This is a genomic window from Elusimicrobiota bacterium, assembly GCA_016706425.1.
Taxonomy (GTDB): domain Bacteria; phylum Elusimicrobiota; class Elusimicrobia; order FEN-1173; family FEN-1173; genus JADJJR01.
The window spans coordinates 1,478,149-1,495,770 of sequence record JADJJR010000001.1 but is presented as its reverse complement, the minus strand read 5'-3'; the positions used below and the strand labels follow the sequence as shown (position 1 = coordinate 1,495,770).

Sequence of the window (17,622 nt, the reverse complement as noted above, 5' to 3'; positions counted from 1 at the left end):
AAAAGCTTTCGTGGCCCTTATTTTACCACAGGCGAGGCCGTTTCCCGCGGGCCGCTTTCGATGGGCAGGCCGGCCTTTTGCCACCCGATCATCCCCCCCGCCAGGTTGTGGAGGTTCGTGCGACCGTGTTTGGCCAAGATCCGCGCGGCGGCCGCCGAGCGGTTGCCCGAGCGGCAATAGATCAACACCGGCCGGGTTTTGTCCTTGGGCAACAGGTTCAGCTGTTGTTCCAGCGTCTGCACGGGGGCCAGGGTGTCGCCGGCGATGCGCGCGGTCGCGTTCTCCGGCGGGGTGCGCACGTCCAAAAGGAACACGGCCGGGTCTTTCAACAGGGCCGCCGCCTCCGCCGGGCCCACGTCTTGAAACGGCTCCTGGGCTTTGGCGCAGCCCGTCAGCAGCGTGGCCAGCAAAACAGCAAGGCATGTTTTTTTCATTGGGCCTCCGATCCGACAGTAACCACTAAAGCTTCCGCGGCCCGCAGGCCGTCCACGGCCGAGGACATGATCCCGCCGGCGTGCCCGGCGCCCTCCCCGGCGGGGTAAAGGCCGCGAACGTTGGTTTGAAAGGTTTCGTCCCGGGGAATGCGCACCGGCGAGGAACTGCGCGTCTCCACCCCCGTCAACAGCGCGTCCGGGTGGGCGAAATCGCGGATCCGCCGTTGGAACTCCGCCAGGCCCTCGCGGATCCCTTCGCAGATGAATTCTGGCAGGGTGTCCCACAGGTTGGCCGGTGTCGCCCCCGGGAGGTACGACGGGACCACTTGGCCCCATTTCTTGGAGGGGCGCCTGGCCAAAAAGTCCTCCACCCTCTGCACGGGGGCGCGGTAGCCGCCGCCCGCCACGGCGTAGGCCCGTTCTTCCCACTTGCGTTGAAAGAGCATCCCCGCCAGGGGCCCCTCGAAGCCGAAATCCTTGGCCGCCACCCCGACCATGAGCGCGCTGTTGCTGTTGGTCATGTCCCGGGCGAATTCGCTCATGCCGTTGGTCACCACGCCGCCCTCTTCCGACGCGCCGGGCACCACGGCGCCGCCGGGGCACATGCAAAACGTGTAGGCGCTGTAACCGTCCCGCCCGTGGTGGGCCATTTTGTAATCGGCCGCGCCGAGGCGCGGGTTGCCCGCGTGGGGGCCGTAGAGGCAGCGGTCCATCATCGCCCGGGTGTGTTCGATGCGCGCGCCGATGGAAAAGGGTTTCGCCTCCAGGCGCACCCCCGCGCGGTGCAGCATTTCAAAGGTGTCCCGCGCCGCGTTCCCCACGGCCAGGACCGCCGACGAAGCGTCCAGGGTTTCCCCGCCGTTGACCTCCAGGCCCGTTAGGCGGCCGTCTTTCACCACCAGCCCCGTGACTTTCGTGCCGAAGCGGAATTCCGCGCCGTGGTCCAGGAGCGCGCGCCGCATTTTTTTGACGGTTTCGCGCACGCGGTCCGTGCCCACGTGGGGTTTGGCTTTGATCAAAATTTCTTCCGGCGCTCCGAACTCCACCAATTGTTCAAGGACCCACCGGCAACGGGGATCGCTGATGGAGGTGTTGAGCTTCCCGTCGGAAAAGGTGCCCGCGCCGCCCTCGCCGAACTGGATGTTGGATTCCGGGTTGAGACGCCCCGTGGTTTCGAGTGTTTTCACGTCCTGTTCGCGTTTCTCGATGGGCTGGCCCCGCTCCAAAAACAAGGGCCGCGCCCCGGCCCGCGCCAGGAGCCACCCGGCGAAAAGCCCCGCCGGGCCCGTGCCCACGATCACCGGCCGCTGGGGCCAGGAACGCTTTTCCGCGACGACGGTGTAGGGCACGTCCGCCGCCCGGGCCACGTTGGGGCGGGGTTTGGCGAGGGCGGCCTCTTCGTCGCGCACTTCGACGTCGACCGAATAGACGAACGTGAGACGGCGGGGGTGCCGCGCGTCGACGCCCTGGCGGTGAATCCGCACGGAGAGGATGTCCTTCCCCGGAAGGCCCAGGGCGGTCGCCACGGCGCGGCGCAGGTCGGCCTCGCTGTGGTTGACGGACAGACGGATTTGCTGGACGCGGATCACTTGGCTGAAGCGCGGCCCGCCAGGGCGCCCGAGGACCAAGCCCATTGCAGGTTGTAGCCGCCGCAGTCGCCGTCCACGTCCACGATCTCGCCGATCAAATAGAGGCCGGGCACGCGTTTTGATTCCATCGTCGCGGGGTTGATTTCCGAGGCGTCGACCCCGCCCGCCGTGACGTGGGCGCGGGTCCAGTCCTGGGTTCCGGTGATGGGAAACGCCCATTTGTGCAGGAGCGCTGCCAGGGCCCGGGCTTGGGGTTCGGGGGCCTGGCGACAGGGAATGTGCTGGTTTTTGAACCCCGCCGCCTTGATGAGCGGCGGGATCAGCTTCATGTGGACGATGCCCGTCAGGGCCCGTTCCAGGGTTTCGTCGGGTCGGCTGGCCAGGCGGTGGCGCACGTCCTCCCCAATCTGTGGGGCCGTCCGCCGAGGCAAAAGGCGCATTTCCAACTTGGCCTCGCGTTTGAAATAGACGCATTCCCCGCCGCGCGGCTCAGGTCCAGGGCGGGAATGCCCGAAATGCCGTAATCGGTGATTTGAATTTCTCCGCTTTCTTCCCGCATCACCTTGCCCTGGCAGATCACCGACGCCGACCCTTCAAACCGCACGCCGTCCATTTCTTTCAAATAGGGCGAATCCAAATTGATCATCACCAGCACGGGATAGACGGGGGTTGATGGTGTGCCCCAGCGCGCGCACCATCTCCAGGCCCGTGCCGATGGACCCGTACTGGGGCCCGGCTTTCCCCCCCGCGGCCATGATCACGCGGTCGGCCTCGTAAGTCGGGCCGTCTTTGGTCTCCACGGCGAAGCCCGCGCCCTTTTTCACGAGGCGCACGGCGTCCGCCCCGCACATCACGCGCACGTTGCGGCGGTCCATTTCGTACCGGAGCGCCGCCAGCACGGTGGCGGCCTGGCCGCTGGTGGGATAGACCCGACCCATTTCTTCTTCGACGCAGGGGAGCCCGATGGAATCAAAAAACGCGAGGGTTTGTTGAACGGTGAACGCCCGAAGGATCGCGTCGGTGAAAGCGGCCGGCGCGCCGTGGAAGCGGGCGGGGTCCTGGCTCATGTTGGTGATGTTGCAACGGCCGTTGCCGCAGACCAGGATTTTCTTGCCGGGTTTCTCCATGCGCTCCAGGAGGGTGACGGCGGCGCCGGATTCGGCGGCGATCAAAGCGGCCATGATCCCCGCCCCGCCCCCGCCCACCACGACCACGTTCATTTTTTTATGGTTGTTCATTGGCGGAATTTAATTGCCGCAGGGATTGGATGGAAACGAAGTTGGAGGAATAGCCTGTGGTTGTACTTCAAGAAATGAAAATTACCGCCATAACAGCGCCGCATGCGAGAAAAAAGAGAAGGTATAACAGAACAGGAACCGCAATCGCGATCAACAACCCCTTAAAAACGCCTAACCACAAACCCCGGGGCTTTTTCAGGGTATCGGCCGGCGTGGGCGATTTGTAAAAAATAAAGAGGTTTCCAATGACAGTAATAGGAGTAACAATGGCGAGGTATCCCAACATCCAAAACACAAATTGGTGGATCGATAACAAGTAACGTGAAAAAACGGCAGTCATCCAAAGGGCGATAAAAAGCGCCCCCGATGGGAATGGATGCCCAAAAATAGAAGGAGATGTCTTTCGCCGAACGCGTGTGGTCGAGATTTGAAATGGTTATGGTTTGGGAGCGCGACGGGGACTTTTCGGTTTCGAAGGATTGATAACACACCCAGCAATAGAGGCTGGACTCGTGGCGAGGTTCGCCGCAACGCGCGCAGGCGCTTTGATCAGACATTGGAAGATCCCGTTTGGGATTTTTTCATCAAATCCATCACACGACCGATTCCGTGAGAGAGGATCGCCCCTTGGAAAAGCAGACACAGTACCGTGATGGTGGCCCGCACGCTCAGTGGGGCGATATCCCCAATGGGTCGCGGGGAGGATCCCAAAACAGCAAGGTACCCCCACACGCACAAGCCGGTGGACACCAACACAAATTTTGGGTTTAAGCGAAGCGCCGATAGAGCCACGATTAAGAAGTAGACGCCCACAAGAGAGCTCCCGAGCCCCCCGCCCGCGAGAATCAATCGGGTGAGGAGGAACACATCACAGGCCACCATCAGCACCGAGCCGCTCCTGGGCAACCAGTGGTTTTTTAAAGCCATTTGATGCGCGACGGCGGCCCCGAACCAGATCGCGACCAGCAACAGGCTGGATCGATGAAAAGAAGCCGACACGCCCTTTAGGAAATAAAAGATGAACATCTCGTTCACGCCAAAAACAAAAAGGGCGCTCACTCGGATGAGATTCGCCTTCAGATCTCCGGCCCAGGTTTCTCGCCGCTGGAGCCAGACAAGCGGTTCCGATACGGGCTTCAGGCCCAGTGCCGATAGGATCCAATTCATGCGCGTGCCTCTTGAAGTTTTTTTAGTTTCATCTCGTTGTCGTCCCGGTAGAATATATTATACGTGTCAAAGGGGATGATGCGCCCGTCCGGGTGGACGATGTGCACACAGGATTTTTTCACGGACCGCACGTCGAGACTGTGGGCGTCCATGAATTGCATCACGATGACGCGAAAAACGTTGTCGTAAGTGATTTCCCCGGGGACGTCCACCTGGGGCAGACAGCAAAGCAACGTTTTGAGCGATTCGGCCGCGGAGGCGGGCGAATGCGCTGTTGAAAACAGGGAGAAAAATTTCCTCTGGAGGGCCGCGTCTTTTTCAAACACGATGGTGTTCGATGTCCCCTCCAGCAGATCGTTGGGGTCGACCCAGCGGGTCAGCGGGATGGGACCTTTGGCCGTTTTCAGGGCGTACGCCATCGCCAGCGACTCCGGGTGGCACGGAACGGGGATAACATCCTCCGCCGTGAAAAGGGACGATTGATCAATGATTCGCTGGCGAACTTCGGAAAGCGTCAATCGATTGTGCTCGTGGTTGTATCCTCTAAACGTCCGGCTTCTTGAATGGGTTGAAAAGTCACGCCCCGAACGCAGGGTTGCTCCAGCGCGTAGCGCAAAAGGTCCCCTATTTCATTGTCGTTGACTCCTTTTTTAGGGTGACGACCAAGGTGGTGGAGATGTTGTGTTTGTTGAGTTGCGCCAACGCCTTCTCGCGAACGTCCCTTAATTCTTTCCCGCGCAGACTCACCAGGGCGTCGGCTTTTCGGCTGTCGAACTGCAGGTATATTTCAAATCCGGGGGCATAGGTCTTAAGTTTTTTTGCGAAATCCGGGTCGTTGGCAATTCGGACGCCGTTGGTGTTCACCATGAGATGCCGGATCGGGCGCTTTTTGGCGGCGTCCAAAATGTCAAAAAATTGCGGGTGCAGCGTTGGTTCCCCCCCGCTGATTTGCACGATGTCCGGCTCTTTTTCATTGGCGACCACCGCGTCGAGCATACGACAAATCTGTTCAAGAGATCGGTGCGGTCCCCGGTCCGGTGAGGACGCGGCGTAACAGGTGGGGCACGTGAGGTTGCATTGGTCGGTGATCTCCAGGATTGTTAAACAGCTGTGCTGTTCGTGGTCCGGGCAGAGACCGCAATCGTAGGGGCACCCGTAGCGAATGGGCGTGTTCCAGCGGTGGGGCATTTCGGCCTGTTTGATGTACCGTCGGGTTTTTGCGTAATATTCGGGGTCGGTGGAAATCAACACGCGCTCCATCCCGTGGTCCCCGCACCGTTTTTGCAGGAAGACGTTGTCGTTTTCCAAAAGAACCTTCGCTTCGACCTTCTTAAGGCAAATGGAGCAAACGCTGTTGGTGAGTTCCAAAAAGAGATAGGGCCGGTTAGGCATGGGACGCCCTTGTCTTCCCCGCCAAACGCCGAACGTCTCCCGCGTAATAATAGAGTCCGGCCAGCGCGGCCAATTGCAGAGCTCCCAACCCCAAAAACGGTCGCGGGTAGGGTTTCAAAAGTCGATAAAAAGACGGAACACCAGATACGCAATCATGAATATCTTGAACAGATCGCCCGGCTCCCGGGGGATTCGTTTACTTCGAAAGAGGAACCCGCCTATGGCGATAAGAAAAGCGATTTCATAAATCGCCGTGGGATGGCGGGGAACACCGTCGCCGAGGTCAACACCCCAGGGCAACCCCGTGGCAATCCCGGTCGTGTTGTCCGCCAACCCCGATAAAAAACACCCCAAGCGACCCACCACCATGCCCGCTAAAAGCGGAAAAACAAACGTGTCGCCCGTTGATCGCCGATAGCGGACGGCTTTTTTAGTCAGTTCCACGCCCGCCACGCCACCCAACAAACCGCCAACAATGGTTTTTCCCAATTTCCAATGAAAAGGATCCATCAGCACGGCCAAAAGCACCGCTCCCAAAGCGGCCCCCGCCAAGGCCCCTCCCGCGATGGCCCAGCTTTGGCTTTTCGTCATGTCGGTTTTTGGGCGCATCCAAAAGTAGAGTCTTGCCCCGAGTGTGTAGGCGAGAAAATCAAAAAAGACATGGGGATGGACATGGGCAAATCCCAGGGGAACATAAACGGGTGTATCAATAACCATATAGGGGGATTCTACAATTTCCACCTGTCCGCACGATGGACACATGGAATCGAAAAAGACGACGTTGTCTCTGGCGGCAAAAACGATGGGTGGAAAGTTATGGTTTGTCCGCCGGGTTGCGGCGAAGGAGCCGACCCACCGCGATCCCCGCCCAGCCGCAGGCGAACATGACCACGAAACCCAGGAACCCCCGGCGACAAAAAAAGGCTTTCCCCCGCCCGGGCCCACCTTGGCCATCACGCGCATCAGGCTCATAAACACGATGACATACCCCACAAGCAACTTAACCACGGAGAAATTCCCGCGTTTGTCGTGGGCGTAAATAAAAATACCGCAGGACACCAGCGACGGAAAGATCGCCTGGGCATATCCCATCCCGGAGAACAGCCCCCAGAACACGGGAATACAAACGAGCCCGCCCAAGACCGAGACCCCAAGAACGAACGGGAAATAATCGCGTTCCTCAAACATTCCCTTCGCGGCCGCCTCCCCCGAAGGTTGGGGGACAGCCGGCGTGCTAAGAGCGGGTAAGCCGACGGGAGCCGATGCCCCCGCGTTCGGACGCCAACCAAAAAAAGCAACCATGAGGGTGATCGTGGACCCTAAACTCAATACGTATATCAGAGGGACCCACGGGGTCAGGCCCACCAAGCGATGAGCGAAAACAGTATTCACAAGGAGCACGGCCACCGACACACCCCCACCAGGCGGCGCGGCCATCGGGCCAGGTCGCCGGTATTTTCACGGCCGCGGAGGGCGCCGACGGCCAAGGCGGCGAAAGTTAGATAAAAAACGGCCATCCGAAAATAACCCCAGACCTTTAAATACGAACGCCAATCACCCGTCCCAAGACCGTGTTTAGAAGCCGAAATCACCGCGGCCACTTCGACCAGGCCGACGATGGATAAAGCAATCAATACGCCGTAACAAACGGCTCCCCAAAGAGCCAGTTCCCGGCTCATGTTTTTCCTTCGAAGAGTCAGGGCAACCCCGACCGAATAGAGGAGCAGGAACGGTAACCTTTGAAGGAGGAGGGGCATCATGGGGAGGGTTCGTTGGGATTATCGCGGAATTCCGGCCAGGCCCATAATCCCAAGGCGGATCATCATCACGCCGATGGCCGCCAGGAAAATGTGGACCACTTTGGATAGCGCTTTGAGTCCCCCCGGGCTCGCCCACCGCGTTAGCGGCGTGGCGTAGGTGAAGGCGAGCCAAACGATCAGAAGGTTCACCCCCAACGAAAGCATCGTCCAAAGCGTGCCGAAATGGTCCGAGAGCATCAAGATCGTCGTCAAGGCCGCGGGGCCGATGATGAGCGGCGTTCCCAGGGGCACCACCCCGGCGGTTTCGCTGCGGTCCCGCTGGGTCTTCTGGGAAAAAAGCAGGTCGGCGATGGCCAACACGAGCAGCACCAGCCCGCCCCCGATGCGGAAATCATCGGCCGTGATGCCCAAGAGACGGAAAATCGAATGCCCGGCCAATAAGAACAAGGCGGAAATGCCCATGGCCGTGAGCAGGGCCCGGAAGGTGACCTTCGCCCGGCGGGACTTTTCCATGCCCCCATCATGCTCAAGTAAATGAGCACCGCGCCGAACACGTCGATCGCCACGAACAGCGGAATGAAAACACCCCAAAAGGTCCCCATGGGTGTATGGTATCAAAATGTCTTTAATCCGGATTCCCCAGTTGATCGCGAGGACCGAGATGGAAAAGACCGCCCTTTTTTACGAACAAAAAAGCGCAGGTCGCAGCAGGGACCACGGACCAACTTTTATGTGAAGGAAAAAGGGCCGGATTTTCCGTCGAATCTCGCGTCGCAACCGGGGAATTCGGGTGAAGAGGGTCGGGTCGGCTTCGGGCGGGAATCACGCCCTATGGGTTTCTGAAAAGGCGGGACGTAAATTCCCGCCTAAATCGATCAAAGAATTCGGTCACAGCGCGTTTTGCCACTTGGAGAAACGAAAACCAACGCGCCCGGACCTGTCGGTTCGGCGGCCTACCCGGGCGTCCCGCAACGGGGGACGCCTTTTTTGGCCGCCACCCTTTTGACGAGCTTTTCGATCTCCACCGCGATGAAGACGACCGAAGACAGCGCCAGGGTGAACGCCAGTTCGCCGGCCGTCAAGGTTTCCGTTTTGAAGATCGGATGAAGGAAAGGAACGTAGATCGTCGCCATTTGAAGACCCAACGTCAGGAGGAAGGCGCCGACGAGCGGCTTGTTCGACAGGAGCCCCTGGGAAAAAACGGACTCGCTGTCGGATCGGATGGCCAGCACGTGCCCCATCTGACTCAAGCAAAGGACGGTGAAGGCCATGGTTTGCCAGTGGGCGTTCCCCGTGTGGAGGGACCAGGCCTGGGTGAAGATGGTCGCGAACCCCATGAGCAACCCGACCCAAAGGGTGTGCGCGCCAAGCCCTTGGGCGAAAATGCTCTCCTTGGGGTGGCGGGGGGGCCGGTTCATGACGCCCTTTTCGGCCGGCTCCGCCGACAACGCGAGACCGGGCAGGCCGTCGGTCACCAGATTGATCCACAGAATGTGGATGGGCAAAAGCGGAATCGGCAGACCCAGGAAGGGGGCGAGGAAGATGGCCCAAATTTCCCCCGAATTGCCGGCCATCGCGTATTTGATGAACTTGCGGATGTTGTCGAATATTCGGCGACCCTCTTTGACGGATTTCACGATGGTCGCGAAGTTATCGTCCAGGAGGATCATGTGACCGGCTTCTTTGGACACATCCGAGCCGGTGATGCCCATCGCCACGCCGATGTCGGCCCGCCGAAGGGCGGGGGCGTCGTTCACGCCGTCGCCGGTCATGGCGACGAAATGCCCCTTGTCCTGCAGCGCTTTGATGATATCCAGCTTCTGTTCCGGGGCCACCCGCGCGTAAACGCGGATGTGCTCCACCCGGTCCTCGAAGTCCTGAACGCTCAGTTTCGCCAGTTCGCGGCCGGTCACGATGGCGCCGTGATCGTCCCCGATCATGCCGAGCCGCCGGGCGATGGCCCGCGCGGTGATGGGGTGGTCGCCGGTGATCATCACCGGGGCAATCCCCGCGCTTCGGCAAAGGCGGATGGCCTCTTTCGCCTCCTCCCGCGGCGGGTCCATCATGCCGATCAGCCCGATAAACGTTAAGTCGGTTTCCAACGCCTGGGGGGAGAGGTCCTCCGGTTTCTCCGCCCACCGACGCCAAGCGACGGCCAAGACCCGAAGCCCCCGCGCGGCCATCGCGTCGTTGGCCCGGTGAATCGCGGCGGCGTCCACGGCAACCGGGCCCTGAGCCCCCAGGGCGTTTTGGGTTTTACTCAAGAGGATATCCGGGGCCCCTTTCGTGAACGCGACGTATTCCACGCCGCCGTTCCCGTGAGCCACCCGGTGAAGCGTGGTCATGCATTTCCGGTTGGAGTCAAAGGGAATTTCGGCCACGCGGGGAATTCTTTTCGAGATCGGTTTTATTGAACCCGGCGTTTTTGGCCGCGTCGTAAGGCGCGGTTTCGGTAGGGTCTCCCAGGCTCCGGCCGGAAGAGTCCTCGCGCACGTCGTTGTTCAACGCCAGCGCGGTCATCAGCAAGGCTTGGGGTTGATGGAAAAGCGCGGCGGTCGGGACGGGTTGGGCCGTCAGGGAAGCGGTCGGAACGTTGGAGCCGTCGACGTAAAACTCTTCCACTGTCATTTTATTGAGCGTGAGCGTGCCCGTCTTGTCGGAACAGATGTACGTGACGGACCCCAGGGTCTCCATCGCCGGGAGTTTGCGGATGAGGGCGTTTTGGCGGACCATTTTGCGGGCGCCGAACGCCAGCGAGATCGTCACGACCGCGGGCAGCGCCTCCGGGATCGCCGCGACGGCCAGGGAAATGGACGTCAGAAGCATACGCAAGGGGGACTCCCCCGGAGGATTCCCACGGCGAAAACGATGGCGCAAATGGCCAAAACGATCAAGGCGAGTTTCGTACTGAAAAGGGCGAGTCGCTTTTGGAGGGGCGTCTTTTCCTCTTCGCCTTCTTGCAACATCGTCGCGATCCGACCCAGTTCCGTCCCCATGCCGGTGGAAACGACGATCCCCGCGCCGCGTCCGTACGTGGCGAACGTTCCCTTGTAGGCCATGTTCTTCCTGTCCCCCAAGGGAGCGCCCGTGTCTTGGATCGGGGCGGTCAATTTTTCAACGGGCACGGATTCTCCCGTCAAGGCGGACTCGTCGACTTTCAGGTGGGCGGAGTTGAACAGGCGCATGTCGGCCGGGACCAGGTTGCCCGCTTCCAGGAAGACGACGTCCCCCGGCACGAGATCCCCCGCCGGGAGGGTCGCCGCTTTGCCGTCCCTGAGGCCCGTGGAGGAAGGCGCCGCCATCTTTTTGAGAGCGGCCATGGCCTTCTCCGCGCGGTATTCCTGGACAAACCCGATCACCGCGTTCAACACCACGATCACGGCGATGGCGATCGTGTCGGTCAAATCGCCGATGACGCCCGCGACAACCGCCGAGACCATCAACACGATGATCATGAAATCCTTGAATTGATCCAAGAACATCATGAAGACGGACTTTTTTTTCTTTTCCTTCAAAACGTTGGGCCCGTGTTCCGCCAGGCGTTTCGACGCTTCGGCGTACGTCAGGCCGGCGGACGTGTCGGTGCCCCACCGGCGCGCCACTTCCGCCGCGTCTTCGGCGTGCCAAAGAGAATGTGTCGCCGCCGTCCCGGCGGGCGGGGGGTGAGTTTTCATGGGAATCCTCCAAATCGGTTTTGGGCGGGGCGCCCCGCCGCTCCGGCGCCGCGGAGGGCGCCGTTCTCTGCCTATGTTGCCTTCTTAGGGACTTCCTGTAAAATAGATATTTTAGTTAAGACCTATCCTATCGGTAAAACGATGATCCCTGACGACCTGAACGGGCTCCTCGACTTGCTTCGCCAACAAAAGCTCGCGGAGTGGTTTAATTCTTCGTTCTAAACTACCCATTTCACTTTTTCCCCACACACAAGACGCGGCGTTGTTCAACCGCCGTAGCCGCCACCGTAATCACCCCGACAGGCCAGCCCTATTTTTTGGAATGATAGAATCCTTCCTATGTCGAACGCATTCCGGCAAGCCGATTTATTATGAGCTTTTCTTGGAACGCGTGGAGCTGGGTGAATGTGATGATTGACGGCGGCATTCTCCTAACCGCATTTTTCGCCACCGCTTTCTTTTCACGGCGGCTTCATCCCGCCTTGGCGGTTTTTCTCGCCCTTTCCTTTGCAACGATTTCTTGGGTTGGTATCGGCGCTTTTTCCCCGTTTGGTGTTTTCTTCATAGCGCGCTCTTGTGGACAGTGGGATCCGTCCTTTTGCCTGTTTCCCTTCTTTGGCTTTCCAAAAAGAGGAGGAGGCCTGGATTAATATTCCTGGCGGCTTTCTTGATCGGTTTCAAATTCTATGGGGAGGTCTGGGAACCTTCCCGCCTCCAGGTCTCCCGGATTCACATCACAAGCCACAAGGTCTCCCGTCCGATCCGGATCACCCACCTCTCCGATCTTCAGACGGACGGGATTTCAAAAACACTTCGGCGAGCGCGGCAAGCCTCAATGATTTCGATCCGCACTTGCTTTTATTTACGGGGGACGTTTTAAACCACCCGTCACTCATTCCTTCCGTTCGCGACTACTTCGCCGGGTTCACTCACCAAGCGGGGGCTTTCGGTGTGGGTGGAAACGTCGACGGCTTATTGGGCCTTCCTCGATTCGCCGAGTCCGCGGGTTGGGGTTTAATCGAGGCGAGCGCGAGAACTCTTCGGGTGGAAGGTTCATCCGTCAGTGTCATCGGCCTAGGCATTTCCGACACTTCCAATTCAACGCTTCTCCGTGATTCGCTCGCCAATCTGAACACGGCCGATTTCAAGATCCTTTTGGCCCATTATCCCGATGCCCTATTCATCGCCCACGACAAAGGAATTGACCTTCAGCTTTCAGGCCACACTCACGGCGGTCAAGTCTGCACGCCTTGGGGGCCGGTGGTCACCTTCAGTCGCGTCCCGAAATCAATCGCCGCCGGCGGGCTCCATAGGGTGGGCGATATGCTTGTTTTGGTGAGTCGAGGGCTCGGTTGGGAAGGCCATGTCGCCCCCGCGTCAGGACCTTCTGCCGACCGCAGATTGCGCTGATCGAGATTTCCCGGCACACCCAGGGGATGCTCCGGGTCCACCCACCGGATGAACTCCCGCGCGGCAGGGGTACCCCCGGGGGGATGGGGGACGTTCTCCGTTTGTCGGTTTGCGGTGTTCGTGTATAGCCCCGGTTGAATAAACGTTCGCCACAAGATTGTCCCTCGGATGCGGAATGGAACGTCGTGTCAGGGAAAACCGATTAACCGAGGACGTCCCCTCGATTCCCAAAAAAACCGCCCGGCTTTCCATGGGAACCCATTGGCGGTCCTCGCGGAAACCGGGCGGTGGGTTAAAGGTGGGATGGGTATGAAAGGCCGCCGAAAGGGACCCCGTTGAACTTTCCAACCCTGTCCCGCAACCACTGGGAATAAAATCCCTGACCGGATTATGTTCCTTCCGCCAAAACCACGCGGTTTCGTCCCGTTTCCTTGGCCTGGTAAAGAGACCGGTCGGCGCGGGCGATCAAAACGTCGAGTTTGATTTCTTCCTCGTTCGACCGCATGGCCAAGCCGAGGCTCAGGGTCACCGGGATGGCGTTTCCACCAATTTGGACCGGTGATATTTCAACAGTGCGTCGAAGACGTTCCGCAACCTCCAAGGCGTCTTTCCGTTCGGTGTCCAAAAGCATCAAGGAGAATTCCTCCCCCCCGTAGCGACCGAGAATGTCCATTTCCCGCAAACCGGTCTGGAGCCGACGGGCGACCTCGGACAACACGGCGTCGCCGGCCGGGTGACCCCACTTGTCATTGATCTTTTTAAAATGGTCGATGTCGGCCATGATCACGGCCAAGGAACGGAAGGAGCGGCCCCGTCGGTGAAGTTCCCGATCGGCCAAGAAGAAAAATTGGCGCCGGTTAAAAGCTGGGTCAAATCGTCCACCGTGGCCAACCGTTCCACCTGCTGGTGGAGCCCGATGGCGTCCAGAGCCTGTCGTGCGTAGACCGCGCAGGTCCCCGCGAACTGAATTTCGTGGATATTGAAGTGACGCCAACCCCGTCGTTCAAACCACACAACCGCCCGCAGTTCTTTTCCGTTCGACAACGGGATCCCCAACACGCCGCCCGTCCCCCGACGGCGCCAGCGTCCCCACACGCCGGCTTCGCCCGCCGGGTTCAGGGGGCTCAAATCGGTTGGATTCCCTCGCGCCCGCTCGAAGAGCTTTTCCATCCACGGTTTTCTCGGGTCCCAGGCGTCCATTTTCCCGTGTCCGCAACGGTAACTGAATTCCCCCGCCGTTGTGCCTGTCTGCAAAACCCACGACCGCGTTCCCAGCACCCCGGAGGCGTGTTGGACCAATCGCCGGGCGGTCTCCGCTTCATTGTGGGACCGGACCAACGCCAGCGCCAATTGCCGCAGGTGTTCGGAGCGGAACCAATAGGCGTAGCGGATGGAATGCAAAATCCACGCGCAGGAAATGAAACAAAAGACCGCCACGCCGCTCTGCACGACCGAGAACCATTCAATGATTTTAACGTAACAAGCGAGGAGCAAGAGGGCCGGCGGGATCACCGCCGCCAGGAACCACCGGCGCGACAGGATCGCGGCCCCCGCCCAAACGGCCGCCAACATAAAAAAAGTTTGTTGCTGAAGGTAATATTGGGGGAGTTGAACCGAAGCGTAAATGATCGTCGCCATGGCCAGCCACGTGAAAAGCGCCACGGATAAATTGGCGAACCGGGCGGGAATCCGTTTGCGGCGGGCGAGGCGGCCCCAAGCCCAGGCGCCGACGGCGATGGCCCCATCGATGAAGATAAGTGGAATGTGCAACGCGGCGTTCGTGTTCTTGAAACGAAGTGAGTGAAAGTACCCCAGAAAGTTAAGGAGGCTAAAGATGCCGAAAATGATGACGATGATCGGCGCTGACTTTAACACACTCTCCATGACGGCCGCGTTGCGGGATTCCAGCAACGTGCTGTCCGGAAGGGCCGGTGGACGGCGGGGACAAGGTCGGTTCGGTGTGGCTTTCCATGGTTCTCTCGTTCAGGATAACGCCTAATGCGTCACCTCTCAAGGGTATTCTTCCCGATCCCCGCGCGGTTTGCGGCGATTTTCGCGTTAGGCGATGTCCCCCACGCGGGCGAGGAGCTCTTTGTTGGACCGGGTGGCCTGGAGTTCGTTGACAAGCTGATGGGTCGCGTCCACGGCGGACATCCCGGACAGGACCGTGGCCAGGAGGGTCAACGACCCGCCGTCCTCCAGCCGAATGCGCGGGGACGGATCCACCGCGCGACCGAGGGCCCAAATCATCCAGCCCGTCAGGAACCCCACCGCCGTGCACGCGAGGAACCAACGGCGAAGGTCGGCCCATGTAAAAACTACGATCATTCCTGGATTTCCCACGGACTCCACGATAGGCTCTCTTCGTTCGATTATTTCGAGAGGTTGAGGAGGCCCCGAACGCCCGCCGCGGCCCGGTTCAGTCCGTCGCGAAGCAGTCCCCAACTGTCCTGGGCGTTGTGAACCCAATGGCGGACCTTTTTCTCTGCGTCGCTCGGGGGGTGGGTCATCCTGCGGGCCACGACAACACCGGCCAACGCGCCGCCGAAGGCGGCCAGTCCCAAGGCCCATCCGGGGTGCTTTTTCATCAAGCTCACGGCGTTGTCCCAGTATGGCTTCAATTCCTGTTGGACCGGTTCGGCGGTGCGGGAAACGCCTTCCCGAAAATCTTCCCCCAAAGTCGCGGTCGTTTCCTTCCCATCTTCGCTTCTATTCATAATGCCTCCATGGGCTCAATGAGTCCTTGCTGAGATGAGACGCCGGGAAAGGCGAAAAGGTAACGAAACGAGAGGAAGGACCGGAGCGAATTAAGCTTTTTTAAAAACGATCAAGACGCGGTCCAACTCGCCGTCTTTGCCCAACCGGTCGGCGCGGGTGTACATCACGGAGACGCTGTCCCCCTCCTTGGTCCGGAGAGTGCCGGGCCTATCCAAGACCGAGGTTTCGTGCGCCGAATTCCCCTTCCGAGGAAGCGGCCCCTCGCTTCCCGTATCGAGAATCGTGGCCAAGGGCATTCCAAAAAAACCGTCCAAGGTCCACCCCGTCAGGGCCTCGGCCGCTTTGTTCATGAAAGTGACACCCCCGCGAGCACCCGCCGCGATCACGGCGTCGGTCAACCTGTTAAGGGCGCGGGCGTGCCAACCGTCCATCTCGCCCATCAAGACTTCCATTCTATGTCGGTGGATGGCCAGTTCGATGACCCCTTGAAGCGACCGCTCTTCCAGCGGCTTCAGAATGTACCCGAAGGGCATGGTCGCCTTGGCTCGCTCCAGGGTGCGTACGTCCCCGTGGGCGGTGAGGTAGCTGACGGGAACGTTGAATTCGGCGTAGAGGTGTTCCGCCGTCTCGATGCCGTCCAGGGGCCCATCGATGCGGATGTCCATCAACACAAGGTCGGGCCGGGAAGCGTGAACGCTCCGAACGGCTTCCTCTCCGCTGGCGGCAATGCCCGTGACGGCGTATCCCATTTTCGTCAGCAGTCTTTTCAATTCGTCTGCCACGGTGCGCTCGTTTTCCACGATCATAATCCGTTTTTCCGTCATGGCCTTCCTCCCTCAACTCCCAGAAGTGTTCCACACGTTTATTGGATGCCTCACATCCGCACGAGTCGACAGTTTTCTGAATTAACCGAGTACGACACGCCTTTCCCGCTGAGGGTTACAATGTTTGGGGGGTTCGTGTTGTTCCCCAGTCCCCGGAGGTCCCGTTAAAACGAAGCGGGACTTTTCGTTGTTTCAGGAGAAAGAAGGCCCCGAATGGGCCGAGGGACAAGCAAACCGCCCGCCTTGTAAGTTCAGGCACTAAAATCCTCGGGGGGTCACGCTCGGGGGGGGCGCCGGGCGGCGGGGGCGCCGGGCGGCGGGGGCGGTGTAACCTTCCCCCGGGTTCAAGTGCCTAATTAAAAGAGGACAACGGGGGGATCTCCCGGCCTTTCAAAATAAGGAGTCATCCACGATGCCAGGCACACCGTTGAGAACAGAGCACAAATGAAAGTTGGGATTATTGGATGTGGATTTGTTGGAAGCACGGCCGCTTATGCCATGGTTCTTCAAGGGTCCGTCAGTGAAATCGTCATGGTGGACGTCGCCCCGGACCTCGCTCAAGCTCAAGCCGATGACATCTCCCATGCTGTTCCTTTTTCCAATGCCGTTCAAATACGCGATGGAACCTTCCAGGACTTATCCAACGCACGGGTGGTCATTTTGGCCTGTGGGGTGGGACAGAAACCCGGAGAGGACCGGCTTCAGTTGTTGGAGAAAAATGTCAGCATTTTTCAGGAGGTGGTTCCTCGGGTGCTTTCCCACGCGCCCGATTCCGTGTTGCTCGTCGCAACCAATCCGGTTGACATTTTGACTCAAATGACGACCCGCATTTCCGGATTAGCCCCCAACGGGTGATTGGATCCGGGACCGTTCTGGACACGGCGCGCTTTCGAACGCTCTTGGGCGAACATTTGGGCGTGTCCTCCCATTCCGTTCACGCGTATGTGCTGGGCGAGCACGGCGAGTCCGAAGTTTTGGCCTGGTCAAGCGCCGTGGTGGGCGGTATTCCGCTCAATGATTTTGCTAAGCAGGTGGGGCGTCGCATTTCCCACGAGGTCCAAACGGCCATCGAAGAAGGCGTGCGGCGCGCGGCCGATCGGATTATTAAAGGGAAAAAAGCCACGTATTTTGGAATCGGCGCGGGTTTGTCGCGCATCGTGAGCGCAATACGAGATAATGAGCGCGCGGTCTTGACGGTTTCTTCTTTAGCGGGGACCAATGAATTTGGAGATGTCAGTTTCTCCTTGTTGCGGGTCGTGGGGTCCGCCGGGATTGTTTCCACCCTCTTGCCCAACCTCTCTGACGGGGAGCGAGGCGCCCTTCACCGAAGCGCCCGGCTCCTTAAGGAAGTTATCGCCGGGCGGTCGGTCCAGCCGCCGAGCGGCGGGGATTTGAAGTCGGGCGGGAAATAATTAA

14 protein-coding genes and 4 pseudogenes are annotated in these 17,622 nt (G+C 59.7%); 3 read left to right on the top strand and 15 right to left on the bottom strand.

Annotated features, from left to right (window positions below; all coding sequences use genetic code 11):
- Positions 1-17 precede the first annotated feature (17 nt).
- The 10 genes and pseudogenes from IPI56_06085 to IPI56_06040 all read right to left on the bottom strand — a co-directional run bounded on the left by IPI56_06085 (position 18) and on the right by IPI56_06040 (position 11,254).
- A complete protein-coding gene (locus tag IPI56_06085) occupies positions 18-434 on the bottom strand; it encodes a rhodanese-like domain-containing protein (protein ID MBK7545297.1) in 417 nt (138 codons plus the stop codon).
- Positions 431-2,023: a hypothetical protein gene (locus IPI56_06080; GenBank protein MBK7545296.1), complete on the bottom strand. Its 1,593-nt coding sequence runs from the start codon at positions 2,021-2,023 to the stop codon at positions 431-433. Before IPI56_06080 ends, IPI56_06085 begins: the two co-directional genes overlap by 4 nt.
- Positions 2,020-2,463, bottom strand: coding sequence for an NAD(P)/FAD-dependent oxidoreductase (locus IPI56_06075; GenBank protein ID MBK7545295.1), 444 nt, complete (start codon positions 2,461-2,463; stop codon positions 2,020-2,022). Before IPI56_06075 ends, IPI56_06080 begins: the two co-directional genes overlap by 4 nt.
- A 153-nt stretch (positions 2,464-2,616) precedes the next feature.
- Positions 2,617-3,261, bottom strand: a complete 645-nt coding sequence (locus IPI56_06070) for an NAD(P)/FAD-dependent oxidoreductase (protein ID MBK7545294.1) — start codon at positions 3,259-3,261, stop codon at positions 2,617-2,619.
- Between the two features lie 549 nt (positions 3,262-3,810).
- Complete coding sequence (locus tag IPI56_06065; GenBank protein MBK7545293.1) at positions 3,811-4,428, bottom strand: hypothetical protein; 618 nt, start codon at positions 4,426-4,428, stop codon at positions 3,811-3,813.
- Positions 4,425-5,820 (bottom strand): annotated as a pseudogene (locus tag IPI56_06060) (radical SAM protein). Before IPI56_06060 ends, IPI56_06065 begins: the two are co-directional and overlap by 4 nt.
- Positions 5,813-6,531 (bottom strand): annotated as a pseudogene (locus IPI56_06055) (prolipoprotein diacylglyceryl transferase). Before IPI56_06055 ends, IPI56_06060 begins: the two co-directional pseudogenes overlap by 8 nt.
- A 677-nt stretch (positions 6,532-7,208) precedes the next feature.
- A complete protein-coding gene (locus tag IPI56_06050) occupies positions 7,209-7,580 on the bottom strand; it encodes a hypothetical protein (protein ID MBK7545292.1) in 372 nt (123 codons plus the stop codon).
- An 18-nt stretch (positions 7,581-7,598) separates the two neighbouring features.
- Complete coding sequence (locus IPI56_06045) at positions 7,599-8,093, bottom strand: MarC family protein (GenBank protein ID MBK7545291.1); 495 nt, start codon at positions 8,091-8,093, stop codon at positions 7,599-7,601.
- A gap of 440 nt (positions 8,094-8,533) precedes the next feature.
- Positions 8,534-11,254 (bottom strand): annotated as a pseudogene (locus tag IPI56_06040) (cation-translocating P-type ATPase).
- A 410-nt stretch (positions 11,255-11,664) separates the two neighbouring features.
- Here IPI56_06040 and IPI56_06035 point away from each other — a divergent pair.
- Both IPI56_06035 and IPI56_06030 read left to right on the top strand, forming a co-directional pair.
- Complete coding sequence (locus IPI56_06035) at positions 11,665-11,904, top strand: hypothetical protein (protein MBK7545290.1); 240 nt, start codon at positions 11,665-11,667, stop codon at positions 11,902-11,904.
- Positions 11,870-12,664: a metallophosphoesterase gene (locus IPI56_06030; GenBank protein ID MBK7545289.1), complete on the top strand. Its 795-nt coding sequence runs from the start codon at positions 11,870-11,872 to the stop codon at positions 12,662-12,664. Before IPI56_06035 ends, IPI56_06030 begins: the two co-directional genes overlap by 35 nt.
- Before the next feature lie 388 nt (positions 12,665-13,052).
- On the opposite strand, the gene IPI56_06025 is transcribed toward IPI56_06030, so the two are convergent.
- The 5 genes from IPI56_06025 to IPI56_06005 all read right to left on the bottom strand — a co-directional run bounded on the left by IPI56_06025 (position 13,053) and on the right by IPI56_06005 (position 16,206).
- A complete protein-coding gene (locus IPI56_06025; protein ID MBK7545288.1) occupies positions 13,053-13,502 on the bottom strand; it encodes a GGDEF domain-containing protein in 450 nt (149 codons plus the stop codon).
- The gene (locus IPI56_06020) at positions 13,448-14,575 is read right to left on the bottom strand and encodes a hypothetical protein (GenBank protein ID MBK7545287.1); all 1,128 of its coding nucleotides are present in this window, start codon (positions 14,573-14,575) and stop codon (positions 13,448-13,450) included. The genes IPI56_06025 and IPI56_06020 overlap by 55 nt, the downstream gene beginning before the upstream one ends.
- Positions 14,576-14,722: 147 nt before the next feature.
- Positions 14,723-14,992 carry a hypothetical protein gene (locus IPI56_06015; GenBank protein ID MBK7545286.1) on the bottom strand — a complete coding sequence of 90 codons (270 nt, stop codon included), beginning with the start codon at positions 14,990-14,992 and terminating at the stop codon, positions 14,723-14,725.
- 44 nt (positions 14,993-15,036) lie between these two features.
- Complete coding sequence (locus IPI56_06010; protein MBK7545285.1) at positions 15,037-15,381, bottom strand: hypothetical protein; 345 nt, start codon at positions 15,379-15,381, stop codon at positions 15,037-15,039.
- Between the two features lie 90 nt (positions 15,382-15,471).
- On the bottom strand, positions 15,472-16,206 hold the full coding sequence (locus IPI56_06005; protein MBK7545284.1) for a response regulator: 735 nt from the start codon (positions 16,204-16,206) through the stop codon (positions 15,472-15,474).
- A gap of 444 nt (positions 16,207-16,650) precedes the next feature.
- On the opposite strand from IPI56_06005, the pseudogene IPI56_06000 reads away from it, so the two are divergent.
- Positions 16,651-17,618 (top strand): annotated as a pseudogene (locus tag IPI56_06000) (L-lactate dehydrogenase).
- The last annotated feature ends 4 nt before the right edge of the window (positions 17,619-17,622 follow it).